Below are 25,313 nucleotides of genomic sequence, written 5' to 3'. Positions count from 1 at the left end.
TTTTAACTTACTTTACCGATAACTCAGATTTCTATTCGTATGTAATTGGATCAGTTGCATTATTCTCTTCAAAAGCTTCTAAGCGCTCTTGGCATGCACCACATTTACCACATGCTTTATCTCGTCCGTTATAACACGTCCACGTATTAGTATAATCTAGACCCATCGCTATTCCATCAGCAAGTATTGCTGTTTTATTAACCGTGAGATAAGGACTAAATATCTCAACACTCTCATAATTAGCAATTTTACAAACATCATTCATTTTTTCGACAAACTCAGGTCGACAATCAGGATAAATAGCATGATCGCCTGAATGTGCGCCATAATAAACTTGCTCTGCACCGACAGATACCGCATAGGCAACAGCCAGAGAAAGTAGAATCATGTTACGGTTAGGCACAATCGTTGATTTCATATTCTCTGCTTCGTAATGACCTTCAGGAATATCAATGTCATCTGTGAGTGAAGAACCCGCAAGTAATTGATTAATTGCCGAGATATCAATTACTTTATGATTAACACCGAGTTCCTTACAAACAGTACTAGCGCACTCCAACTCTTTTACATGGCGTTGACCATAATTAAAGGACAACGCAAATACTTCTTTGCCATCCTTTCTAGCACGGTTCAATACAGTAAATGAGTCCATGCCACCAGAATAAATAACAACAACTTTTTCAGTCATTTGAAAGCTCTCTTAATTGATCTAAGGTATAATACTCATTGAACTAATTAATTACCTATCTTCAAGTGCACTAAATCTACAACTTCTGCGTTACGCTCAATCCTAATAGCTAGCTATTGATCAATCACGCACCTTGAACTTGAAAATTTATGCTCATTGAATTTTGGTCATTCACTTAATTCAAATGGTATAATAAAAAACGTCTATCATTTTACTTGAAATAAGCGATGGGCTAAAGCAGAAAGTGAATACCACGCCGAATAAACTAAACCACAATGCAGAAGAGAAAACCATAATACCCATGAACTATAAAATTAATGAACTTTTTGAAACGATTCAAGGAGAGGGCTCCTTCACCGGTCAGCCGTCAATTTTCATTCGATTGCAAGGTTGCCCTGTAGGATGCTCGTGGTGTGATACTAAACATACTTGGGATATTGAACTTAAAGATCAAGTTAGTCCTGACGTTATGTTTAATAAAACGGAAGAAACTGTGCAATGGTCAAGTTTTAGTGCTGAGGAGATCCTAGCTTTAGTGCAGGAAAAACAGTTTCGGGCAAAACATATTGTTATTACTGGCGGTGAACCTTGTATGGTTGACCTAACGCCACTGTGTGAAACCTTTGAACAGCAAGGTTATAGCACACAAATTGAAACCTCGGGCACGTTTGAAATTATCACCACAGCAAAATGTTGGGTAACCGTTTCGCCTAAAATTAATATGCGTGGTGGTTATGAAGTTTTAGCGAGCGCTATGTCACGTGCTAATGAAATAAAACACCCGGTTGCGACAGAGCAACATGTGGATGATTTAAAGGAATTATTGGCAAAACACCAGATTAAAAGCACTCCTATCTATTTACAACCGATTAGCCAAAAGCAACGAGCAACTGAGCTAGCGATAGAAACATGTATAGCTAATAACTGGCGCTTATCTGTGCAAGTTCACAAATATATTGGTATTGAGTAAAAAAGTATTGATAAGTTAACTCGCAATGACTTTGGGTACACGTTTAGACACGCGAGTTAATAATTCATAATTAATGGTATCGCTGTTTTGAGCAACAATATCAATACTAATGTTTTTGCCCCACAACTCAACGATATCACCGATTATTACATTTTCTAAGTCGGTAATATCTACCGTGATCATATCCATTGAAACTCGACCAACCACAGGTGCAATAGCACCTTTAATGGATACAGGAGTACCTGACTTAGTGTTACGTGGATAACCATCAGCATAACCAATAGCAACGGTCGCTAGAATCGTTTCTCGTTGAGCTTGCCAGATATCGCCATAACCGACATATTCACCAATTTTTACTGTATGGATAGCAATAATATTGGCTTGTAAGGTCATAACTGGTATGAGGGGTTGGCTTAATGGGTTTTCACCAATAGGGGATATGCCATAAAGTGCTAATCCTAATCGAGTATGATCGCCATGACTCGTTGGCCAATTTAAAATACCAGCAGAATTAGCCATACTAAATTGACAGCCGTATTGTGACACTAATTTCTTTAATTTCGCCAGTTGTTCTAAAGGTTTAGCACTATCAACTTGTTCAGCCGTCGAAAAATGTGAGCACAACACTAATTTTTTTCTTTGTTGAGCCGTGAGCTGCGACATGATGCTGTCTACTTGCTCAACCTGGAAACCCAAGCGGTTCATCCCAGTATCAACTTTTAGCCAGATATCACCTGAAAATTCAGGGGTCATAGATCGTAGCCATTTAATTTGATAATCACTGTGCAACATTAAAGAAAAATCATTTTCTTGCGCTAACTCGAAATCACTTTCTTTAAATGGACCTTCAAGGATTAGCACTGTTTTGCTAATGCCATCATTTCGCAGTGCTAACGCTTCATCAATAAAACCAACCGCAAATAGAGTTACTTTCGAACTTAGGGCTTGAGCTACTTTACTGGCATCATGGCCATAGGCGTCTGCTTTAATAACGGCAATGGTATTACTTTTGCTGGCGAGATTATCAATATATTGATAATTCTTTACTAAGGCGTCTAGGTCGATAACTGCTTGTGTATGTCTGGAGGTATGGTTCATGTATATGACTGATAATTTACTGATGAATGATTTACGGATAAATAAAGGCGGAAACATTAATTATTCGACTACTAAAAAGGTCGTTAATTTTTCTATTTATTATAAGTGATCAGTGTACCATGATAAATATTGTGCGCCTTAGCTTAATTGTAATCTTTATGGTTAAGCACCGAAATTGATTAGACTTAATTAATTTTAAGGAAAGGCCAATACACCCAAACGAGATGATTTAATGGACACGAAAGTAAACTTAGTTAATGAGCTTAAACACATTACTACCGAAGGACAAAATCCTAACACCCTAGATATAGATTTGCTTGATTCATTGGGTGTACTCAAAAAAATAAATACTGAAGATAAAACCGTTGCTGCCATTGTGGGTCAACTTTTACCAGAAATAGCGCAAGGAGTTGATTTTATTGTCGAAGCCTTTGCATGTGGTGGACGACTAATTTATATCGGCGCAGGTACTAGTGGCCGATTAGGCGTACTTGATGCCGTAGAGTGTCCGCCAACTTTTAGTGTATCGAGTGAACAAGTTATTGGAATTCTTGCCGGAGGAACGGGTGCTATGTATAAAGCGGTTGAAGGCGCGGAAGACAATAAACAGTTGGCCATTGATGATTTAAACGCAGTTAATTTATCTAGCAAAGATGTTTTAGTGGGTATTGCTGCTAGCGGTCGTACGCCTTATGTTTTATCAGCAATGGCTTTTGCCAAAAAACGAGGAGCTAAAGTTATCGGTATCAGTTGTAGTGCTAACACCTTATATGCGCAAAACAGTGATGTTGATATCTGTGCGATAGTTGGCGCAGAAATATTAACAGGCTCTACCCGAATGAAATCAGGGACTGCACAGAAGCTAATTTTGAATATGCTCAGCACAGCCAGTATGATCCGTAGTGGTAAAACGTATCAAAACTTAATGATTGATGTTACTGCCAGCAATGAAAAGTTATACGCACGTGCTGTTAGGATTGTTATGCAGGCAACAGAATGTGATTTTATTACCGCAGAGCAAGCCTTAAAAAAAGCAGATAATCAGACAAAACTGGCAAGCTTAATGGTCTTAACAGGCTTAGATAGTATTCAAGCCAACGCTGCGTTAGTTAATAATAAAGGCTTTCTTCGTAAAGCGGTAGAGCAGCAAGGTTGTTAAGGTCGTGCCAATGAAGTTAACTATGCTTTTCAAAGCAATCCTTGCACTATGTCTCTTTTCTATCGGTTGTTTTAGCGTATCGGTGAGTGCCAAAAATCCAATAATTGTTGGTGCGGAGCAAATTGAGCAATACTTACCGCAGCTCAAGGGAAAAAGGGTCGGGTTAGTGGTCAATCAAACCTCTAAAGTGTTTGATGAGCATTTAGTGGATGTTTTATTGAAAAAAAACATCGATGTCAGCATGATCTTTGCGCCTGAGCATGGTTTTCGAGGTGATAGAGATGCCGGTGAAAAGTTTGATTCAAGTGTTGATACTAAAACGGGTATCCCTCTGGTATCACTTTACGGTAAAAACCGTAAACCGTCGATAAGCACTATGGATAATCTCGATGTTATCGTCTTTGATATTCAAGATGTTGGTGTTCGTTTTTATACTTATATCAGTACTATGCATTATATGATGGAAGCCGCGTCTGATGCCGATGTCGAATTTATTGTTTTAGATAGACCTAACCCCAATGGCGCTATTGTTGATGGCCCAATACTGGAAAAAGAGTTTCGTTCATTCGTTGGCATGCATCCAATACCTTTATTACACGGCATGACTGTCGCAGAGCTTGCACTAATGATTAAAGGGGAAGGCTGGTTAGCAAGTGACAAAGAACTTGCTCTTAGCGTTGTTAAAGTAAAAAATTATCGACGAAACTTAGCGTACAGTCTGCCAACAAAACCGAGTCCCAATTTACCTAATGCTCATTCAATCGCTTTGTATCCGTCATTAGCGTTTTTTGAAGCAACGCCAGTAAGTATTGGTCGAGGAACACCTTTTCCCTTTCAGGTGATCGGTCATGATAATATACATATTGGAGATTTCACCTTTACACCCATTTCAACACCAGGCGCCGCGACTAAACCTAAACTCATGAATATAAAGTTACAAGGAGAGGATCTTCGTCAAGTTGATAGCCATGGAATAAATTTACGTTTCATCCTGCACTGGTATAAAGCTTTTGCAGAGCAAGGTATCACATTTTTTAATAGTCCAAAATTTATGGATAGGTTGGCCGGTACGGATAAATTAAGAAAAGCGATTATTTCGGGACAAAGTGCAGAGCAGATTAAATTAAGTTGGCGAGCGGGTATTATTAAATTTAAGCATAATCGAAAACCTTATTTATTATATCCTTAACGACTAACATTAAGTGTGTTAGTCGTTATCTACTCAGCTTTAATTTGAAACTAAGCGGCCGCGGTTCTATTGCTACCGCTATTTTTTGCTTTATACAGAGCCCTGTTGGCACGGGAAATTAAATCATTAAGATCCTCATCATGCATTTGGGCAACACCAGAACTACAGGTTATTTTAATATTATTTGGCCAAACGGTTTTCTCGATCACGTTTCTGATTTTATCAGCAACATCAACCGCAGGTGAAATAGCCGTATCAGGACATACTAATAAAAATTCTTCAACATTCCAACGGACTAAGGTATCACTAGATCGGCTAGTGCTGTTAACCTTGTTGGCAAAATTTTGTAAAACCTCATCCGCTTTTTTCTGACCATTTTTTGAATAAAGATCTTCAAAGTAATCAATACTAATAAAAATAATACTTAGATGTTTTAAATCTGTTGGCGCTAACTGATCAAAACATTTTCGTAAACCAATACGATTAAGTGCGCCTGTTAAGGGGCAACTCATGGTACCGAATTCAATGGTCTGGGTTACTTTCTCAGGTATATCAATAGCTACTTTTACAGCTGTTCTCAAACCTCGGATGACATAACCCAGCGCTATGCTCCATATCATGATTAACACGGAAATAAGTGTTGCGGTACTAATATACTGACCTTTTAATTCAATGCGTTCAATAGTTAGCTGATAGTTTCCCTCTTGCACTTGCGTACTTGGCGCTATGGCTATTGAATATATGTTTGAAAAATCAGTACCGCCATGTGTTAGCGTTAAATTATGACTATTGTGCCACCATTGAGGGATCGCAAAATCATTCAGTTTTAGCCAAACAGGGTTAGTCACGTATGCCTCTAAATACTCTAAACTGTTATGTTTTAATATTATTTGATTTTCTTTATTAGAGTATTCTGAATCAAAGTTGCGTAATTCAATACGAGTACCCGGCTGTGTTGGATGTTTATGTTGTATCCATAAACCAATTTGCTCAAAATTAGACAGATCTAAACCGGTAAAAGGAGCTTGTTTGCTTAAATCTTGTAAATTTATAATTAACTCACAATAGGGCTGAGCTAGATGTGATTTTGTTATTTGGCAGGTAAATTCAAGACCTTGATTGGTTTTAACTACGGTCGCTACTGATGCACCTAGCACCGCACGATCATCCATGACGTTCACATCAGCATAATTTAAATTAATTGTTTTGTGTTTTTCTATGTTGAGAAACAATAATACTAAGCTGATTAATGTTAGCAAAACCAGTAGTATAGATGCATAAAATCCTTTGCTTCGTTGAGTATCCTTTACTACTTTCATAGAAAAAATCATCCCTTAAAGTATGTGAACTTAATTAAATATCTAAATCAAAGTATAACCACATTAAAGCCAAAATAACGATAGTTGATTAGTTTGAGAAAAGAGAACTTAAAAATAGGCGCTACTTTAAAGGTAATACAGCATTAGCAATTATACCAATTTCATTAAATTATTACGCACATGTGTTGGCTGAAATACGTCACGTCAGCGTTGCTCTTTATCCCAATAGCCAGCTTATTGCCCCATTTACTTTCCATGTGCTCAAAAAAACACCAATTTAATGTGATCGGTATTAATCAACTTTTAGTTTTTCAGCGACATACTCTGCGATGGCTAAACTAGACGTAAGACCAGGCGAATCAATGCCGAATAAATTTATTAGGCCCTTAAGTTGATGTATTTCACTGGTTTGAATAACAAAGTCTTTAAAGGGGCCATCGGCAGCTTGTAATTTAGGGCGTATACCAGCATAGGCAGGTTGTAACTTATCTGGTGTTAAAGTAGGAAAGTATTCTGAGACTTGTTTTATGAATTTTTCTTTGAGCTTTTCTGGAAAATCATAATCCAGCTGCTCTATATATTGCGTATCGGGACCAAATTTTAATTGTCCGCCCATATCAAGTGACGCATGAATCCCTAAGCCGTTGTCGCGTGGCACAGGGTAAATGAGCTGTTTAAAAGGGCTTTTACCTTGATAAGAAAAATAATGTCCGCGACACCAATGTAACTTAGGGATGTAAGATTTTTTCAGCCCTTCAATAGTATGAGCAACTGATTCACTGTGCAAGCCAGCACAATTAATTAAATACTTACACTTAATCGTTAACAACTCACCTTGGCATTCTAAAATAACTTTAAAACCATCTTTTGTAGGTGATGCGTTAACCATCTTGGTTTGCGCGACAAACATGGCGTTATCTTGTTCTGCTTGTGCTAATAAACTTTGCATATAAGCATGGCTGTCAATAATGCCTGTTGAAGGGGAATGCAAAGCCGCGGTTGCCTGCAATTTTGGTTCAAGATGCTTTAAGGTCTCTTGGTCAATCCAAGTCAAATCATCCACACCATTACTTCGAGCGCTAATTTGTATTTTCTTTAGAAAAGCTTCTTCTTCTGCACCTTGGGCAACCAATAATTTACCAATTTTATTTACCGGAATATGGCGCTCATGGCAATATTGGTAAAGCATTTTTTTACCTCGCACACATAATTTAGCTTTAAGGCTGTTTTTCGGGTAATAAATACCCGCATGAATCACTTCACTGTTACGACTACTGGTTTCTTCACCAAAACTAACATTTTTGTCAACCAATAAAACATCATCAAAAAGTTGGCTGATTTTTGCAGCGATTGCTAGACCAATAACACCCGCCCCAATGATGAGAACGTTTACCTTTTCCATACTATCCTGCTCTATAATTAACAGCTTTACTGTAAGCATAATGTAATGTCATAAATAATAATAATGCAAATTTAACGCTGATTATTGGCGTTGCAACAAAAGGTATACAATAGTTAACGTCATGACTTATTAAACAGTGCAACAACACCTTTATTGTATGAAAGTAAGCGGGTAAACTTTCAGGCATTAAGCATCATTAAGCAGTGTTAAATTTTATATGCCAAATACTGAATTATCTGAATATTCCACAAAAAAAATCAACAAGGTTAGTTACGAGTTTTCTCATGAATATTCAGGAGATACTTTAAACGAGACTTCAGGTGAAGTTACAGCAAACAATCAGAACATACTGACAAGAAAAGCGAGTGCAGATATCGTTATTGTTGAACAACCGTTGCAAATCACTTTATCTTGGTTAGAGCAAGGTGTAGAGAAAAGCAAAGTATTCACTATTACTATGCGTACACCTGGACATGATTATTTTTTGATTATTGGCTTGTTACATAGTGAAGGAGTAATAAAGCAACTTACTACTGTGGAATCAATAAAAATAGCATCAGAAGATGTTCCAGGTGAAGGTAAACATAACGAATGGTTAGTAAGATTTATTGATGGTTTTATCCCAGACTTATCTATATTAGATAGATATATGGTGAGCTATTCTAGTTGTGGCCTTTGCGGTGCAACGTCATTAAAAACACTACAATTAAAAACGGACATCAACTTATCTTATTCTGAACATAAAAACGTACTTGCGGCGCAATCAATATTGTTATTGTCGAGTAAAATGCGGCGTGAACAAGGTCTTTTTGACAAAACAGGTGGAGTTCATGGCGCGGCCTTGTTTGATCAACAATTAAATATACAGCAACTCTATGAGGATATTGGTCGTCATAATGCAGTAGATAAAGTTATTGGTGCCTTATTAGCTTCGGATAAAGCTGTGCAAAAAGCGCCTTTATGGATCTTACTGGTTAGTGGTCGAATAAGTTTTGAAATAGTACAGAAAACTATTATGGCGGGTATTAGTGTATTGGTGGGCGTTGGAGCCCCTTCAGACCTCGCCATACAAGCAGCTAAACAATTTAACTTAACCTTGATAGGTTTTGTCAGTAATAAAGGCTTTAATGTTTATCATGGTGATTGGCGCTTAACAAATAATATTAAATAACAGTCGACAAATCTCTAATAGAAAAATCAGTGCACACCTTGTCACTTTTTCTCCCTGCAACTTGGATAAGCTAAGATGACTTGAAAGTGAGAAACAAAGATGTTTCTCATCTAATGCTATAAAGTTTATTTGGCACAAAACCGCTAAATAGACGTTAAATCAGCGGTGGGTTTTTAGCTTTGTTGATGATTACCGCAACCGATTTTGACGTTGGGGTATAAGATCTATCACCATAACTATCCAGTGGTACCAGAGGATTGGTTTCTGGATAATAAGCGGCAAGATTACTTCTTGGAATATCATAAAAACACAGTATGAAGTTATCTACCGTTCGATTTTTGTTATCAGACCAAATCGAGGTGATGTCGACATAGTCTTCATTTTTAAAACCTTGTTTTAGGGCATCTTTTTTATTGATAAACAGTACGTTTCTTGCGTTACTAATGCCTCTATATCTATCATTCATGCCATAGATAGTCGTATTGTATTGATCATGAGAGCGCAACGATTGCAGGGTATAAAGTGGCTGGTTCTTATTTTGAAGATCGTTTATTTTATCCGCAGAAATATTGACAATACTTGTTGGCAGAGTGTGAGCAGAGAACAGCGCTTTTTCTTGAAAATTGCTCCATTTGAGTTGTGCTGCACTGTTACCAAGATAAAAACCACCAGGTTGGTCAAGCTGCAGATTAAAATTGGTAAATCCAGGAATGCTTTGTTCGATTAAATCGCGTATCAGATCATAGTTTCCTTTCAATTGTTGCCAGTTAATGCTCGAGTTTTTTAAGGTTGCGTCAGCGATGTCTGCGACAATGGCGGTTTCAGAGCGCAATGAAGTTGTTAAGGGGACCACGCTACCTTGCGAAGCATGTACCATGCTAAAAGTATCTTCCACGGTAATAAATTGCTCACCCGTGTCTTGGTTATCTATTTCGGTACGACCTAAGCAAGGTAGAATAAGAGCGTCTTGACCGATACACAAATGACTACGGTTGAGCTTAGTGCTTATTTGTACATTCAATTCAGTATTTTTTAATGCTTGATGGGTTTGCTCTGTATCTGGCGCAGCTTGCGCGATATTACCACCTAAACAAATCAGTACCTTACTGGTTTTCTCCAATAAAGCATTTAATGCATAATAAACGTTATGGCCTTTTTCTTTCGGTAGTTGAGTATTAACAGCTTCCGAAAGCTTGTCGATAAAAGCAGCGGTTGGTTTTTCATTGATGCCCATGGTGCGATTACCTTGCACATTTGAATGACCCCGAACAGGACACAAGCCAGCACCTTTTTTACCGATATTGCCAGACAACAACTGTAAATTAACAATTTCTTGAATGGTTGCGACTGAATGTTTGTGTTGAGTGATACCCATTGCCCAAGTACAAATGACTTTCTCTGCAGCCAAAAATACATCGGTAGCTTGCAATAATTGTTCAAATGATAGCCCCGATTGCTGCTCAATTTGTTGCCATGAGGTGTCACTAACTACTTGCTGATATTGTTCAAATTGTTGGCAATGTTGTTTAATAAAATCCTTATCAATTATGGCAGGCTCGCCGTTTGCTGTTAGCTCTGCGTTACGCGCGAGAATAATTTTTACCATGCCACGAACAGCCGCCATATCTCCACCTAATTTAGGGGTGAAATAAGCATGGCTAATTGTCGTTGCTTTAGTGGTAAATAGTTCTACAGGGTCTTGCGGACTGGCAAAACGTTCTAGTGCCACTTCCTTTAAATTGTTAAAACTGACAACTTTGCAGCCACCTCGTGCGGCTTTGCGCAGGGCATTCATCATTCGAGGGTGGTTGGTTCCTGGGTTTTGTCCAAAAACAAATATCGCATCAGCGTGGTCAAAATCGTCTAATATTACCGTGCCTTTGCCAATGCCAATCGATTCATTTAACGCTACACCACTGGCTTCGTGACACATATTTGAGCAGTCGGGAAAGTTATTAGTACCGTAGAGTCGGCCAAATAATTGATAAAGAAACGAGGCTTCATTGCTGGCGCGGCCAGAAGTATAAAATTCAGCTTCATTGGGGGATGATAAACTCTTGAGTTTATCGCCTATCAGTTGATACGCGGCTTGCCAGTCAATAGGTTCATAATGGTCGGTTTGTTTGTTGTACTTCATCGGCTCAGTTAACCGACCTTGGTACTCTAACCAATAATCACTTTGCTTTTGTAACTGGCGGACACTGTACTGGGCGAAAAAATCAGCGCCGACTTTTTTACTGGTTGACTCCCAAGCAATAGCTTTGGCGCCATTTTCACAAAATTGCAGTAATTCTTCTTTTTGATCTCCCCAGGCACAACCAGGGCAATCAAAGCCCTTGTCTTTATTTGCCTTTAATAAATTTTTGACATTTGTTTGCGGTTGTTGGCTTTGTATTATGTGTTTTAAGGTCGATGTTAATGACGAAAGACCACCGGCTTTTTTGGGTTTTTTACTAAAATGCTCTGACACGAAATACACCTTGAAATTACTACGCAGACAATTGAAAAATTCAACCTCTATTGTTGTCTCAATTATATACGGAGGGAGAGCCCTGACGCTAGTATTTCAACTTTTTCGGGGTGATTAGTTCCATTGGAATGAACATTTATGTGGCGAAATGAATACGGTTACTGTACGGCTAAAACTCGCTAGCTGATGTCTATAAATATCCCAGAACTTTAGTTAAAATCAGAGCGTTTTTAGTGATGTATAGTTGATTGTTTGCTCAATCCTGTCTACTACCGTTGAATTAAAGTAGGCTAAAATGAGCAAATAAATGGGCAAGGTGATGCTATTTCTTACCATAAAGCTGTTCAGCTTTGTTATACATTAACCATGAAGTGACCACATATTTTTCATCAGACAAAGGAATATGACCTTTATGCGTATGAGTAAATCCCGCAGGAAAAATAACTAACGAGCCCTTTTTTGGTTTTACTTTCATTTTCTGATAATGAAATTCAGTTTCGCCGCCTTCTTCAACATCATTTAAGTAATACAAAAAGGCTAGCACCCTATGCAAGGGTTTATTATGTGGTAGTTGCGGGTAAATTTCTGAATGCCAGTAATGGTATCCACCAACGCCTTGCTCATACTGCTGAACGGTAAAATTATCGTAACAAAAAACGTACTGGATCAGTTGGTCTAAATAAGCAGTGCCTAAACGGTCAAAGTTTTCTTTGTTAACTGACGTAGGTAAACCTGTTTCAGGGTCGGTAACTGTTGGATTCAATGCTGAAATTAACGCCATATAATGCTCAGTCAAATAAGCTTTTACATGGGGATAGCTGGCATTAATAAGTTCAAGTTGTAGTGTTTGCCAGTCTTTCTCAGCCATAGTGACATCATGACTATCTTTTAAGTCGGTATTAACACCGCTACCAACACGACCTTTAACAATTCTGTCACTTTTTTGATGGCCTTGCATTAGTCTATCGCACAGTTCATCAGGTAAAGCGTTCTCAAAAACACCTATAAATTGGCTCATTAATTATCCTAGTAGTTTTTCATTTATTGAATATGACATTTTTATAGGGAATTTTCATTAATATTTTTACTGTCTTGTAAATTTTATGTAACAAACTTGTAATAAATGGGATTTTAATGCTATGTTGGAATTGCTTTGATGAAAATCAAAATAAATAATAATAATTAACGACTAGGGAAAAACATGTCAAATAATAATAAACGATTCAAATTACTGACCAATAAGACCGCAATAGTAACAACGGTAAGTGTTTTATCACTTTCAATCTCAACGGCTCTTTATGCAGCGCAGCCAGTGGGTGTTCAAAACACAGATAACTTATTATCTGCAGTGGCGAGTTCACCTCTAGCAAAACGCTTTATTGTTAAATACAAGCAATCAGGTAATAGCCAAGCTGTGATGAGTAATGCTCCAAGTGTCAGCAATATGGCCAGCCCTCAGGCTATTCTTCGTCTTGCTGCAGTTAAAAGAAAGTTAAAGAAGCTTGGTGCTAAAGGTAAATCTGAATATCCAGAAATGAATATGATCAGTGCGGAATTATCTGCATCAGATGCGATGAGTTTAGCGACTGATGAAAACGTTGAATACGTAGAAGAAGATTTACAACGTCGCTTTATGGCACAAAGTGTACCTTATGGTATTGGTATGGTTCAGGCTGATCAAGTTGATGACAGTGTTGCATCAGCTAATTCTGGCGGTAAGAAAATTTGTATCATTGATTCAGGTTTAAACTTACCTCATGAAGATATGGGCGTTCAAGGCGGTACTATTAATGGTTCTAGTGATAGCGGAACGGGTAATTGGTTTGATCATGGTGGACCTCACGGTACTCACGTAGCGGGTACTATTGCTGCGCTTAATAACGGCATTGGTGTTCGTGGTGTTATTGGTACTGATCCTAATTTACATATTGTTAAAGTATTTAATGAAGCAGGTTGGGGTTACTCTTCTGACTTAGTTAGCGCAATTAACAAATGTGTGAGCAATGGCTCTGATGTTATTAACATGAGTTTAGGTGGTACCGGTTCAAGTACGAGTGAGAAAAACGGTATTCAAGCCGCTTATGATGCTGGTGTATTACTTATCGCTGCAGCAGGTAACGACGGTGTTGCAACCAGCACTACAGATGTTGAAAGCTTTCCAGCATCATACGACTCAGTAATGTCAGTAGCCGCTATCGATAGCGCTAAAGTATTAGCTGATTTTTCACAGAAAAATAGTCAAGTTGAAATATCAGGCCCAGGTGTTGATGTTTATTCTACTTACCCTGAAGGATTAGGCTCAGTAGTTGAAGTATCAGTGTCAGGCACTGGTTACACAGCCAATGCAATGGAAAACCAAGGCAGCGCGACAGGCTCTTTATATAATTTTGCTACAGGTGAAGTTATTGATTCAGGCGCTAGTGGCAATGTTTGTTTAATTCAACGAGGTAACATTTCTTTCCATGATAAAGTGAAAGCTTGTCAAGACAGTGGTGGTGTCGGTGCTATTCTTTATAACAATGCTGCAGGTAGCTTTGGTGGTACTTTAGGCGATACAAATGCAACGAATATCCCTAGTGTTACAGTATCGGATACAGATGGCGCAGCGATGTTAGCTAACATCGGTTCAAGTGCAACGGTAAATATTGGCGCGGGTAATTACGGTAAAATGAGTGGAACTTCAATGGCATCTCCTCATGTCGCCGGTGTTGCTGCACTAGTATGGAGTCATCATCCAACTTGTACTAACGTTGAGATCCGCAATGTACTTAACGCAAGTGCACAAGATCTTGGTGCTACAGGTCGCGATGTTAAATTTGGTCACGGCTTAGCGCAAACTAAAGATGCGATTGATTACATAACCTCGAATGGTTGTGACGGCAGTGGCTCAGGTGGCGGCGGTGGTACAACACCAGATGATACAGTACTTGAAAATGGTGTTGTGAAATCAGGTTTAACTGCTTCTACGGGTAATGACTTAGTATTCACTATGGAAGTCCCTGCTGGCGCAACAGATATTAGTATTGCTACCACAGGTGGTAGTGGTGATGCGGATTTATATGTGAAGTTTGGTGCAGAGCCAACTGATGGAGATTACGATTGTCGTCCCTATAAATCAGGTAATGTTGAATCATGTGCTAGCACACAAGAAGGTGGCACTTATTACGTGAGACTTAAAGCGTATAGTGATTTTGCCGATGTTACCTTAACGGGTAGCTATACTGAGCCAAGTACAGGTGGCGGCGGAGCTGTTAACCCAATAGATAGCACAGTGAATGACGTGTCAGTAGCCAGAAGGTCTTGGACTCGCTATACCCTTGATTTAGCTGAAGGTTATGCTGACTTGGCAGTTACTTTATCAGGTGGTACTGGTGATGCAGATTTATATGTAACACAAGGTAAGCAATCAACAACGTCTACTTATGATTGTCGCCCTTATAAAAATGGTAACAATGAAACCTGTAACTTTACCGCTCCAGCTAAAGGTCTTTGGTATGTTGATATCTACGGATATTCAGCAGCATCAGGCATAACGCTGAACTTGAAAGCTACACCACAGTAAGGTGTAAATAGCTTACTCAAGTAAGCTTTAACGTAAACGCTTAAAAGGGTAACGAAAGTTACCCTTTTTTATTGCTGATCGACCCTGGTCAGATAAAGCGGTTCTTATATTTGTAAGCAATCTACTGTTAATTACAGTCTTATTTGCAGTTTAAATAAAGTATTACCAAACACTGCTTTTTTATCGAATTTAAAATACACCACACAAATAACTAAAAATTGACAAGTCACTTATTCGTGATATTTTGCTTGCTCTTAAATATTATGCGATAGCAAAAAATATTATTACCTTGCTCATTTTTAACGAGGGGAAGAGGGATAATCGCCATAACTTTAAACAAAAAAAATCGAGAGGCCATTTTACTTTCATTATTTGAGTCACAATATTTTTCGCTTCTACAGCGTTAGCCCTATAAAAAAACAGTTAAGGATTGTATACATGTCAGCATTGATTTTAGATGGAAAACTAATAGCCAAAAAATCTGAAGAAAATTTGCGTTCAAGAGTTACCCAGCTTAAAAAACTTAATAACGGTGCAGTTCCTATCTTAGCCACAATTTTAGTAGGCAATGACCCTTCATCGGCAACCTATGTGAAAATGAAATCAAACGCATGTACCCGAGTTGGTATGGATTCGCTCAAAGTTGAAATGTCAGAGGATACAACAACTGCAGAGTTACTGGCTGAAATCGAAAAACTTAATGCTAATCCAAACATCCACGGCATTCTCTTGCAACATCCGGTTCCATCACAAATTAATGAAAGACAATGTTTTGATTCCATCGATTTGTCTAAGGATGTTGATGGGGTAACTTGTTTGGGTTTCGGTCGAATGGCAATGAATGAAACTTCCTATGGCAGCGCTACGCCAAAAGGAATCATTCGACTTTTAGAAGCATACGATATACAGCTAGAAGGCAAACACGCCGTTGTCGTTGGCAGAAGTCCAATTTTGGGCAAACCAATGGCAATGATGCTGCTTAATAAAAATTGCACTGTGACTATTTGTCATTCAAAAACGATCGGTCTTGATAAAATTATAAAGAATGCAGATATCATTGTTGGCGCTGTAGGTAGACCTGAATTTATCAAAGCAGATTGGATAAAAGACGATGCCGTTGTAATTGATGCCGGTTACCATGAGGGTGGCGTTGGAGACATTGAGTTACAACCCCTTGTGAATCGAGTTAAAGCATATACACCAGTACCAGGCGGGGTAGGACCAATGACAATTAACACATTGATCTATCAGACAGTTGAAGCTGCTGAAATGAAATTAAGGAATAATGTCTAACTATGTTGTATCACAATGATTGATGACGTAGATAAAGAGTCCGAGGGCAAGTACTAAGGCATGAAACACGATTTATTTTTATTTGTTACTTTAAAGTCGTGTTATAAAAATATTAATTATAAATAAATAAATAAATAAATAACAAACAATTAAAGCTGACCAGTTGGTCTTTTATGTTTGTTCGTTGAGGTTTTAGTAAACTTTCGCATCAATTATTGTTGATGTAAATAAGTAAAGTTATTAGCTTTGTTACTAGGTGTTTTATATTTTTTATTCAGAAATACAGTTGCTTATATTAATGTTTTTTCTGGCTAAATGGCTATGTTTAACGTTTTTATAGTTAAAGTAAAGTAACAAATAAAAACATTCATTAACAATGATAAAACTTTCCAATTGGTTATGTTGGGTGTAACCTTTGATTTTGTTAAAGTCGTCATAAACTTTTAAGAGCAACGCAAATATTGTTATTTAGATGATTAATAAATAGTAAGACCCTCTCTAAACGGTTTAACAAATTAACTTATTATATTTAAAGAAATGTGTGACTTAGCTACTAGGGTGAAGGTTGCATAAAATATTAACGCACACTGAGCCTAAAGAATGACTAGTGCTAATCAAATAAAAAAAACGGGTAATATTCGAGCCAAAAGCCGAGTTAAAATACTAATGGCAGCCAGAACAGAGTTTGTTCTGCAAGGCTACAGAGGGGCAACGGTTCAGTCTATTGCTGATAGAGCGGAACTACCAAAAGCAAATGTTCTCTATTATTTCCAAAATAAAGAGAATATTTATCATGCCGTACTTGAAGATACACTGGAAATGTGGGATGAAGGTATAGGGGATATTGAGCCAAATCAAGGTCCAAAAGTTGCTATAGAAAAATTTATTGCTGCCAAGGTAAAGATGTCATTCAAAGAGCCAGAGGCTTCTAAAATATACGCCATGGAAATTATCCAAGGTGCTCCGCACTTACAAGATTATGCTCGTACATACCAACGTCAATGGGTAAGAGAAAAGGCTAAGTTATTTCAACAATGGATAGACAATGGTGAAATGACTAACGTTGACCCTGTTCACTTAATCTTTCTTATTTGGTCTGCTACCCAGCATTATGCTGACTTTGATACGCAAATTTTAACGATAATGAATAAAGCAGATTTTGAAGATAATGATATTGAGGAAGTTATTTCTTTTCTATCTAACATTATTTTACGAGGCTGTGGCTTAATTTAATATACGGCTATCGCAAAATATATTTAATATTGCTTCTGTAATGAAGCACCTTGTTGGCGATATTATATTTATTTCATATAATAAAAAAACGGTTTTGAATAAATTCAAAACCGTTAAAATATTTATATAAGACTGTTATTACACAGAGTTATTAATCAGCCCTAGAAACGGTAGTTTACACCTACCTTCATTTGCCAACCTGAAGAACTTAGGTTTGTTTCTGTATGGTTACGAGTATCTGCACCACCGTAAACTTTATCAAGTTTATACTTGCCATTGTCATCAAGCCCGCCAAAATCATAAATCGCTTTACTGGTATAACGAAGTGATTTTTCTACACCCCAATCATCATTCAAAAGATTAGCAAAGTTATCAATCATGAAGAATATTTCACCTTTATGACCCGCAGAAATACCGGCAAATTCTTGTTTAATACTCAGGTCCATGGTTGTTACCCAAGGTTGAGTTGCGGTATTACGATCGAGTATTTCACCACGTTCGCTAATACCTGCTTGGTTTAAGAATACTTCTAACTCATCCCAAGAAATACCAGACTCATCCCAGTTTACATTCGCGTCATCAGCACCTGATGGAATATAGGCTAAGTAAGCAGAGTTAGAGTAAAAGTCACGAGTATCTCCTAAATCTCCTTTTTTATAGCTGCCCATAGTCCAGCTAAATGGACGACCAGAACGACGTTCAAAGAATACGTTAAAATTAGTATTATATCCTTCGAAAATTTGTACAGCATAGTTAAGGTTAAACTTGAAGCTATGTTCAACTTCGTAGTAACCACGAGATACAAAATCAACGTTTCTGCTCTTAACATTATTATGCTTATAGTTACTTTGCGCTTGTGATGAGCTACCTGCATGATTTTCAGTAACGTCTTGATGTGCGTAAGACATGGTCATGCTAACGCCATTATCCCATTGTTTGGCAAGAGCGGTTGAAATAATAATAGAACGACCATCATCGGATGCATTGGTCATTTGAATATCAAAATTATCTTCTAAATCACCAGAGTAACGACTTTCATAGATAAGGCGTTCATCATCATCGGCGGTTGTTGGGTTTACCATTGCTGTATTTGTCCAAACTGCTTCGTTTTCTTTAACTTGGTACATTAATTCAGTTGACCAATTAAAACCATTGCCTAATATTGGCATATCAAAACTATAATCGGCAGCAATACGGGCACGCCAGCTAGAGGGTAATTTAAAATTAGGGTCGGTGTAGTTTGTGCTACCCGCACCTTTGTCTAATGAATCAATTATTTCAGTCGGCACGGCAAAGTCAGCATCAACAAGGTTATTACTATAATAATCATCAATAGCATTACTTGATGCCGCTACGAGTGTAATACCGTCTTTTTGGAATGGGTTATTATACCAAACATTAGGAATACCACCTTGGAAACGACCAACACCAGCCTCTAGTCTTAGCGATTCTGAGGCGACCCATTCAAAATTAACACGGGGTAAAATGATATCTAAACCGTCAAGGTTTTCTTGGTTAGTGTGACCATAAGTCTCTTGAAATGCGGTATTTAGTGTGGGAGTGTCACTTGATGAAAGTCGCTCATAACGAACACCAGCGGTGACGGTAATATCATCAGTTAAATAGAAGATATCTTCAATATAAAGTGATAATTGGCTACGTGATATATCGTAAGCAAGGTCTTGAGTATCACCGCTATAGGCATTTTGATAGGTAAACTCACCGTACTTGGCTAAGTCTTGTGCAGCAAAATTGTCAAGACTATCAAATTCCCATGAGCCAAGTGAATTAGCACCAAATAAGTTATATAAATTTAAGTCTTCATATTGAATACCAAAATTAATCTCATGCTCATCCATTAAATAAGTAGCATCTAACGATAACGTAAGGTTTTTGGTTTCTGATACATTCGCGTGGCGGTATTGATCTTGACCAAAAACAAATTGTGGACCACGGTATTTAGTAATAGCCGTGACTTGACCAATATCGCTGTTGGTCTCACTATTAGCAGACGAGTCTTTATAGCTTAAACCAACTTCAGTACTAAAGTTATCACTCCAATCGGAATAGACTTTAGTCGAAAAGTTACTTAATTTACTAATGTAATTATAGCGATTTGAGGCTAAATTTACCGTCGAACCACCGGTACCAAAGTTCTTTTCAACTTGATTGTCTTGCCATTGGTAAGTGAAATCTAGTCGGTGATCATCATTAATGTTCCAACTTAACTTAGCTAATAAAGTTTGATCGCTATTTTCTGGATTGCCACCTAAAGAATCGGTCCGACCGTATACGTCACTTAAAATAGTGTTAAATTCAGCAAACTGTTCTTCAGAAATATTATATTCGTGCGCCGCGCCGCTGCCTTCAAAACCATAATCGAGCGCTAGCTCACTAGTCCAACTACTGTAGTTAACAAAGAAAAATAATTCGTCTTCAATAATAGGGCCACCGACGTTAAAACCAAAACGAGATTGGGTTTTTATCGGTTCAACGTAACTTGTTTCAAAGGTTTTATGGCCATTATCATCAAGGATATTATCTCCGTCTTCACTCATCGTTTGGATTTTTTGAACATCACCGGCCATATCAGGTGTTGATGTTTCAGCAAAGCCTGAAAATTTAAATTCATTCGTTCCTGATTTAGTTACTGCATTAATAGTACCACCACCAAAATTGCCTTTTTTAGCCGAGAATGGTGAAACATCAACAGAAATTTGATCGATAGCATCTAATGAAACAGGCGGTTGCTCTGTTGGGTAACCACCGAAATTTAAACCAAAATCATCATTTTGCCCGATGCCATCAACGGTTAAGCTATTTGAGCGAGGATTACCACCAGCAATAACTAACTCGCCATTACCATTGATGCTAGCAAGCGGGTTTAAGCGAGCAATATCTTTAATATCACGATTAAAACTGGGGGCATTTTTAATAAGATCTGCACCAAAAACACTGTTTGAGCCACCAGACGTTTGCAACAATCTTGACCCCGTTACTTGTATACGCTCGACATTATTTACTTGTAGTTGCTCACTGATGCGATGGGTATTGCCTAAGTTTAGAAAGATATTGTCTAAAGTGGTATCGCTATAAATATCTGAATCGATAATAACGGTATAAGGGCCGCCTACACGCAAGCCTTTAGCACTGAAATTACCCGAGTCATTCGTTATAAACTCACGGCTTGTTTTTGAAGGCTCATGAATCACGGTAATTTTTACATTAGAGGCAGCTTCGCCAGTCGGGCTAAGGATTTTACCACGCATAGCGGATGAGGTATCGGCAGCCATTGCCGATGTTGATAAGCCAACGGCGATAACAATCGCACTAGCTATTTTTGATAGTTTTGGTTTGTTCATCTTCGATTTATTCCCATAAGTTGTAAAAGGAACTAACGTAATTATTAATATTCTGCCTTGAAACATAAGCACTAAGTTAGTTCGTTAATCTCTAATAGTTATCAATGTTTAAAATAATTTTTTTTGCTCTTAAGTCATATTTAGCTATATGAGATTAGTAGTGAGCATCATTGTTCTGTAAAGAGACTTTACTAGATTCCACTTTCTCATCACTTGTGTCAAGTTTTTCTTGACCAGATGGACAGGAAAGTATTATTTTAAAAATAGAATATAATTTTATTTATAAAATAGTGCTAATTAGGAGTAATAATGTTGTCACGTAAAAAACGAGCAAATGCCATAAGAATATTAACTATGGATGCTATTCAAAAAGCAAAATCTGGTCATCCTGGAGCACCCATGGGTATGGCTGATATTGCTGAAGTGCTTTGGCAAGATTTTTTAAAGCATGACCCAACAAATCCTGATTGGTGCGATCGTGACAGATTTGTACTTTCCAATGGCCATGGATCTATGCTGATTTATTCCTTATTGCATCTTTCAGGTTATGACTTATCAATAAATGATTTAAAGAACTTTCGTCAGTTGCATTCTAAAACACCGGGCCACCCTGAATATGGTTATACCCCAGGTGTTGAAACAACAACTGGACCACTAGGTGCTGGTATCTCTAATGCTGTGGGCATGGCGATAGCAGAGAAAACATTAGCGGCTCAATTTAACCGAGAAGGGCACAATATAGTTGATCATTTTACCTACTGCTTTGTAGGTGATGGCTGTTTGATGGAAGGTATTTCTCATGAAGTTTGTTCTTTAGCTGGTACGTTAAAGTTAGGGAAGTTAGTGGTCTTTTGGGATGATAATGGCATTTCTATTGATGGCGAAGTTAAAGGCTGGTTCACTGATAATACCCCTGAACGCTTTGCTGCATATGGCTGGCATGTACTTTGTGTGGATGGTCATGATGCTATGGCAATACACAATGCTATTGAGCAAGCCAAAATGGTTACTGATAAGCCAACGATGATTTGTTGTAAAACGGTGATTGGTTTTGGCTCGCCTAACAAATCAGGATCGCATGATTGCCATGGCGCTCCTTTAGGCGATGATGAAATTTCTGCAACCCGTAAGTTTTTAGAGTGGCCTGATGCAACTCGTTTTGCCATACCTGAAGAAATTTATGCTCAGTGGGATCATAAACAACAAGGCCATGATAATAGCCTTAGCTGGTCAGCACAATTTTTAGCGTATAGTACCGAGCACCCAGAGCTAGCGGAGGAATTTAAGCGCAGGGTTATTGAAGGAGAGCTACCGGCAGAATTTGAGCAAAAAGCCGATGCTTATATCGAATTGTGTCAAAGCAAAGGCGAAAATATTGCCAGCCGGAAAGCGTCACAAAACACCATTACTGAGTTTGCAGCAATCTTACCTGAAATACTCGGCGGATCGGCCGATCTTGCCGGCTCTAACCTGACGTTATGGCCAGATGCCAAGGGCATAGAAAGTGATGCAGCGGGTAATTATATTTATTATGGTGTACGTGAATTTGGTATGAGCGGCATCATGAATGGCATATCTTTGCATGGTGGTTTTATCAACTACGGCGCTACCTTCATGATGTTTATGGAGTACGCCCGAAATGCTGTTCGCATGTCAGCACTCATGGGTATTCAAAATATTTTTGTGTACACCCATGACTCAATTGGCCAGGGGGAAGACGGACCAACACATCAACCAATCGAGCAACTAACAAACTTACGCACCACGCCTAATCTCACAACATGGCGTCCTTGTGATGCTACAGAATCTGCTGTTGCTTGGAAAATGGCAGTAAAAAATCAACAGGCACCTACGGCATTAATTTTTTCTCGCCAAAATTTATCGGCAATAATCCGTAATAAAAAACAGGTTACTGACATTGAAAAAGGCGCTTACATACTGACTAACTGTGAAGGTACACCTGAAGTGATTTTGATTGCTACAGGCTCTGAAGTACAACTAGCCTTGGACTCTGCCAAAGTACTCTCAGCACAAGGACAAAAGATACGGGTAGTTTCTATGCCATCAACTAATGTATTTGATGCTCAGACCGATGATTATAAAGAAGACGTTTTACCCTCAATAGTCACTAAACGTATCGCTATTGAAACGGGCCATGCTGATTTTTGGAGGAAATATGTTGGTTTACGTGGTGCTGTAGTCGGTATCAGCCGATTTGGTGAATCAGCTCCGGGTAAAGTGTTACTAGAGCATTTTGGTTTTACCGTAGATAATGTCGTTAATACGGCTAAATTATTATAAGTGTATCCGTTTTTTTATTACCTAGCGCTGTAACTTAACACTTGCAGTGCTTGGCTTAAAATGAATAGGAAAAATGTTATTTTTTTGTTACTTGTTAGTTGACTATGTGGTCAGTTTTAATTAGGTTGTATCAGTACTGATTTTGTACTGGCTCTGTATGAATTTTGTTCGGTTTCATGGATTAGACAACATACAAGGCCAAGAGGAACATAGGGAGGTGTAATCATTATTCAATAAAAGTGAGATCAATAAATGAATTATAAAAATAATATTGCTGCTTTATTACTCAGTGTTGTTAGTAGCTATGCAGCAGCAGACGTTACTAATGGAAGTTTTGAAACATGGTCTGATGGATTACCTACAGGCTGGACTACAATTGATTCTGGCATTAGTGTTAATCCAAATACAACTTTAACACAAGAAGGCTCTAGCTCTGCTGCCATTACAGTGAATACAGGTACTCAAGGTTCAACTGACTTTAGGCAAATGGTTAGTGTTGTTGCAGGACAAACCTATGAGTTTTCTGTAGGAATATATCATACCGAAGGTGGTGTTAAAGCGCGTTTATATATTGATGGCTATCAAGGCTACTCCAATGAAAGCCTACTCAATCAATGGCAGCAAGTTACTCATAGTTATGTTGCAAGTTCAACGACAGACATTGCGGTTGGTTTGCGTTTTTATGACACGTCGGGCTTTGATGGTACTGAAATTGTTTATGTAGATTATTTTCAGCCGACCCAAGCATCAAACGGTGGAACAGGAGATGGAAGTTGCAGCACTAATGATGTTGCGTTTAGTTTAGTCACCGACAACTACGGTTATGAAACCAGCTGGACGTTAATGAATGCGAGTAATCAAGAAGTGGCCAGTGGTAATAGTTATGGTAACTCTTCAAATTATAATGAAAACTTTTGTTTAGCTGATGGCGATTATTCCTTCACCATAAATGACAGCTATGGTGATGGTATTTGTTGTAATTTTGGCAATGGGTCTTATGATTTATCTTTGGCTGGAACAGCGCTAATTTCGGGGAGCAGTTTTGCTAGTACTGAAACTAAAACCTTTACCCTAGGAAATTCTGGCGGTGGAGGAGGTGGCTCAGGCACTTACACGGGCACGTATTACGATACGGTAACGTCACAAGTGGGTTATTCTTTAAAAACAGAATTACATAACTTAATCAATGGCCATTCAGGTCAAGGTTATTCTGCTTTATGGACATTTTATGAAAATCATTCACTCGATGTTTATTTTGAAAATGATGGTTCAATTTTAGATATTTATTCTGAAAATCCTATTTCAACTGACAATTATACTTACACTAAAGTAAGCGATCAATGTGGTAATTATAGTGGCGAAGGGGGTTGTTACAATAGAGAGCATACTTTCCCTAAGAGTTGGTTTGGTGGCCAAGTAGAGCCGATGAACTCTGATGTACATCACATTTATGCCACCGATGGTTATGTCAACTCAAAACGTAGTGGTTTCCCTTATGGGGAGGTGGCAACAGCCTCTTTTACCTCAACCAATAATAGTAAATTAGGCTCTTCAACGAGTACTTTAGGCTATAGCGGTACTGTGTTTGAACCCATTGATGAATTTAAAGGTGATTTAGCGCGAGCGTACTTTTATATGGCGACTCGCTATGAAAATGTTATTAGCAGTTGGCAGAATAATTCAGTTTATGGTGATGCTATTTTAGATGGTAGCAGTAATCAAGTGTTTGAATTATGGCAATTAGAAATGTTAATGCGGTGGCATGCTAACGATCCCGTTAGCAAAAAAGAAATTGATCGTAACGAAGCTGCATTTGGCCATCAAGGAAACCGTAACCCTTTTGTTGACCATCCTGAGTACATTGAAAATATTTGGGGAAACTTATAAACCGTTTATTAGTTTATAAAGCGCTATAAAAACATAATTGTGGGTATTTAGTCTTAAAGATTAAATACCTTTTTTATTGAGTTATACCAAAAAAGCGGAACTCTTGATTTTTATTTTTCCCTCCTTGCGCCGTAATTTTTGTGCTATTTACATTACTGTGATTAGAGCTATTCATGGTGTTAATATAGTATAAATATTGACGTGTTTTT

The 25,313-nt window shown here is 38.1% G+C and carries 16 protein-coding genes; 9 read left to right on the top strand and 7 right to left on the bottom strand.

Features of this window, described 5'->3' with window-relative positions; all coding sequences use genetic code 11:
- Nucleotides 1-31: 31 nt before the first annotated feature.
- A complete protein-coding gene (gene queC, locus CXF71_RS03130; RefSeq protein ID WP_101231537.1) occupies nt 32-688 on the bottom strand; it encodes a 7-cyano-7-deazaguanine synthase QueC in 657 nt (218 codons plus the stop codon).
- Between the two features lie 301 nt (nt 689-989).
- On the opposite strand from queC, the gene queE reads away from it, so the two are divergent.
- Nucleotides 990-1,658, top strand: coding sequence for a 7-carboxy-7-deazaguanine synthase QueE (gene queE / locus CXF71_RS03125; RefSeq protein ID WP_101231567.1), 669 nt, complete (start codon nt 990-992; stop codon nt 1,656-1,658).
- A 15-nt stretch (nt 1,659-1,673) separates the two neighbouring features.
- Here the strand turns inward: queE and alr are convergent, their stop codons facing one another.
- On the bottom strand, nt 1,674-2,756 hold the full coding sequence (gene alr / locus CXF71_RS03120; protein WP_101231566.1) for an alanine racemase: 1,083 nt from the start codon (nt 2,754-2,756) through the stop codon (nt 1,674-1,676).
- 232 nt (nt 2,757-2,988) lie between these two features.
- Here alr and murQ point away from each other — a divergent pair, with 232 nt between their 5' ends.
- Nucleotides 2,989-3,915, top strand: a complete 927-nt coding sequence (gene murQ / locus CXF71_RS03115) for an N-acetylmuramic acid 6-phosphate etherase (protein ID WP_101231536.1) — start codon at nt 2,989-2,991, stop codon at nt 3,913-3,915.
- Nucleotides 3,916-3,925: 10 nt separating this feature from the next.
- On the top strand, nt 3,926-5,104 hold the full coding sequence (locus tag CXF71_RS03110; RefSeq protein WP_232771364.1) for an exo-beta-N-acetylmuramidase NamZ family protein: 1,179 nt from the start codon (nt 3,926-3,928) through the stop codon (nt 5,102-5,104).
- Between the two features lie 50 nt (nt 5,105-5,154).
- On the opposite strand, the gene CXF71_RS03105 is transcribed toward CXF71_RS03110, so the two are convergent.
- Both CXF71_RS03105 and CXF71_RS03100 read right to left on the bottom strand, forming a co-directional pair.
- Complete coding sequence (locus tag CXF71_RS03105; protein WP_101231535.1) at nt 5,155-6,423, bottom strand: GGDEF domain-containing protein; 1,269 nt, start codon at nt 6,421-6,423, stop codon at nt 5,155-5,157.
- A 292-nt stretch (nt 6,424-6,715) separates the two neighbouring features.
- Nucleotides 6,716-7,825, bottom strand: a complete 1,110-nt coding sequence (locus CXF71_RS03100) for an NAD(P)/FAD-dependent oxidoreductase (protein WP_101231534.1) — start codon at nt 7,823-7,825, stop codon at nt 6,716-6,718.
- A 217-nt stretch (nt 7,826-8,042) separates the two neighbouring features.
- On the opposite strand from CXF71_RS03100, the gene fdhD reads away from it, so the two are divergent.
- Nucleotides 8,043-8,996, top strand: coding sequence for a formate dehydrogenase accessory sulfurtransferase FdhD (fdhD, locus tag CXF71_RS03090; protein ID WP_101231532.1), 954 nt, complete (start codon nt 8,043-8,045; stop codon nt 8,994-8,996).
- 154 nt (nt 8,997-9,150) lie between these two features.
- Here fdhD and CXF71_RS03085 read toward each other — a convergent pair whose 3' ends face one another.
- Complete coding sequence (locus CXF71_RS03085) at nt 9,151-11,466, bottom strand: FdhF/YdeP family oxidoreductase (protein WP_101231531.1); 2,316 nt, start codon at nt 11,464-11,466, stop codon at nt 9,151-9,153.
- A 322-nt stretch (nt 11,467-11,788) separates the two neighbouring features.
- Nucleotides 11,789-12,484: a 2OG-Fe(II) oxygenase gene (locus tag CXF71_RS03080; RefSeq protein ID WP_101231530.1), complete on the bottom strand. Its 696-nt coding sequence runs from the start codon at nt 12,482-12,484 to the stop codon at nt 11,789-11,791.
- A 183-nt stretch (nt 12,485-12,667) separates the two neighbouring features.
- Here CXF71_RS03080 and CXF71_RS03075 point away from each other — a divergent pair, with 183 nt between their 5' ends.
- The 3 genes from CXF71_RS03075 (at nt 12,668) to CXF71_RS03065 (ending at nt 17,554) form a co-directional block, all read left to right on the top strand.
- The gene (locus CXF71_RS03075) at nt 12,668-15,028 is read left to right on the top strand and encodes a S8 family serine peptidase (RefSeq protein WP_101231529.1); all 2,361 of its coding nucleotides are present in this window, start codon (nt 12,668-12,670) and stop codon (nt 15,026-15,028) included.
- Nucleotides 15,029-15,466: 438 nt separating this feature from the next.
- Nucleotides 15,467-16,321 carry a bifunctional methylenetetrahydrofolate dehydrogenase/methenyltetrahydrofolate cyclohydrolase FolD gene (gene folD / locus CXF71_RS03070; protein WP_101231528.1) on the top strand — a complete coding sequence of 285 codons (855 nt, stop codon included), beginning with the start codon at nt 15,467-15,469 and terminating at the stop codon, nt 16,319-16,321.
- Between the two features lie 600 nt (nt 16,322-16,921).
- Entirely contained in the window at nt 16,922-17,554 is a 633-nt protein-coding gene (locus CXF71_RS03065) for a TetR/AcrR family transcriptional regulator (RefSeq protein WP_101231527.1), read from the top strand.
- 161 nt (nt 17,555-17,715) lie between these two features.
- Here the strand turns inward: CXF71_RS03065 and CXF71_RS03060 are convergent, their stop codons facing one another.
- On the bottom strand, nt 17,716-20,916 hold the full coding sequence (locus CXF71_RS03060) for a TonB-dependent receptor (RefSeq protein ID WP_101231526.1): 3,201 nt from the start codon (nt 20,914-20,916) through the stop codon (nt 17,716-17,718).
- Nucleotides 20,917-21,225: 309 nt separating this feature from the next.
- Between CXF71_RS03060 and tkt the strand changes: the two genes are divergently transcribed.
- The gene (gene tkt / locus CXF71_RS03055; RefSeq protein ID WP_101231525.1) at nt 21,226-23,217 is read left to right on the top strand and encodes a transketolase; all 1,992 of its coding nucleotides are present in this window, start codon (nt 21,226-21,228) and stop codon (nt 23,215-23,217) included.
- A 252-nt stretch (nt 23,218-23,469) separates the two neighbouring features.
- On the top strand, nt 23,470-25,104 hold the full coding sequence (locus CXF71_RS03050) for an HNH endonuclease signature motif containing protein (RefSeq protein ID WP_101231524.1): 1,635 nt from the start codon (nt 23,470-23,472) through the stop codon (nt 25,102-25,104).
- The last annotated feature ends 209 nt before the right edge of the window (nt 25,105-25,313 follow it).

The organism is Colwellia sp. 12G3 (assembly GCF_002836775.1).
GTDB lineage: Bacteria > Pseudomonadota > Gammaproteobacteria > Enterobacterales > Alteromonadaceae > Colwellia.
Note: the sequence above shows the minus strand (reverse complement) of the source record. Positions and strands in the feature narration are given on the sequence as shown.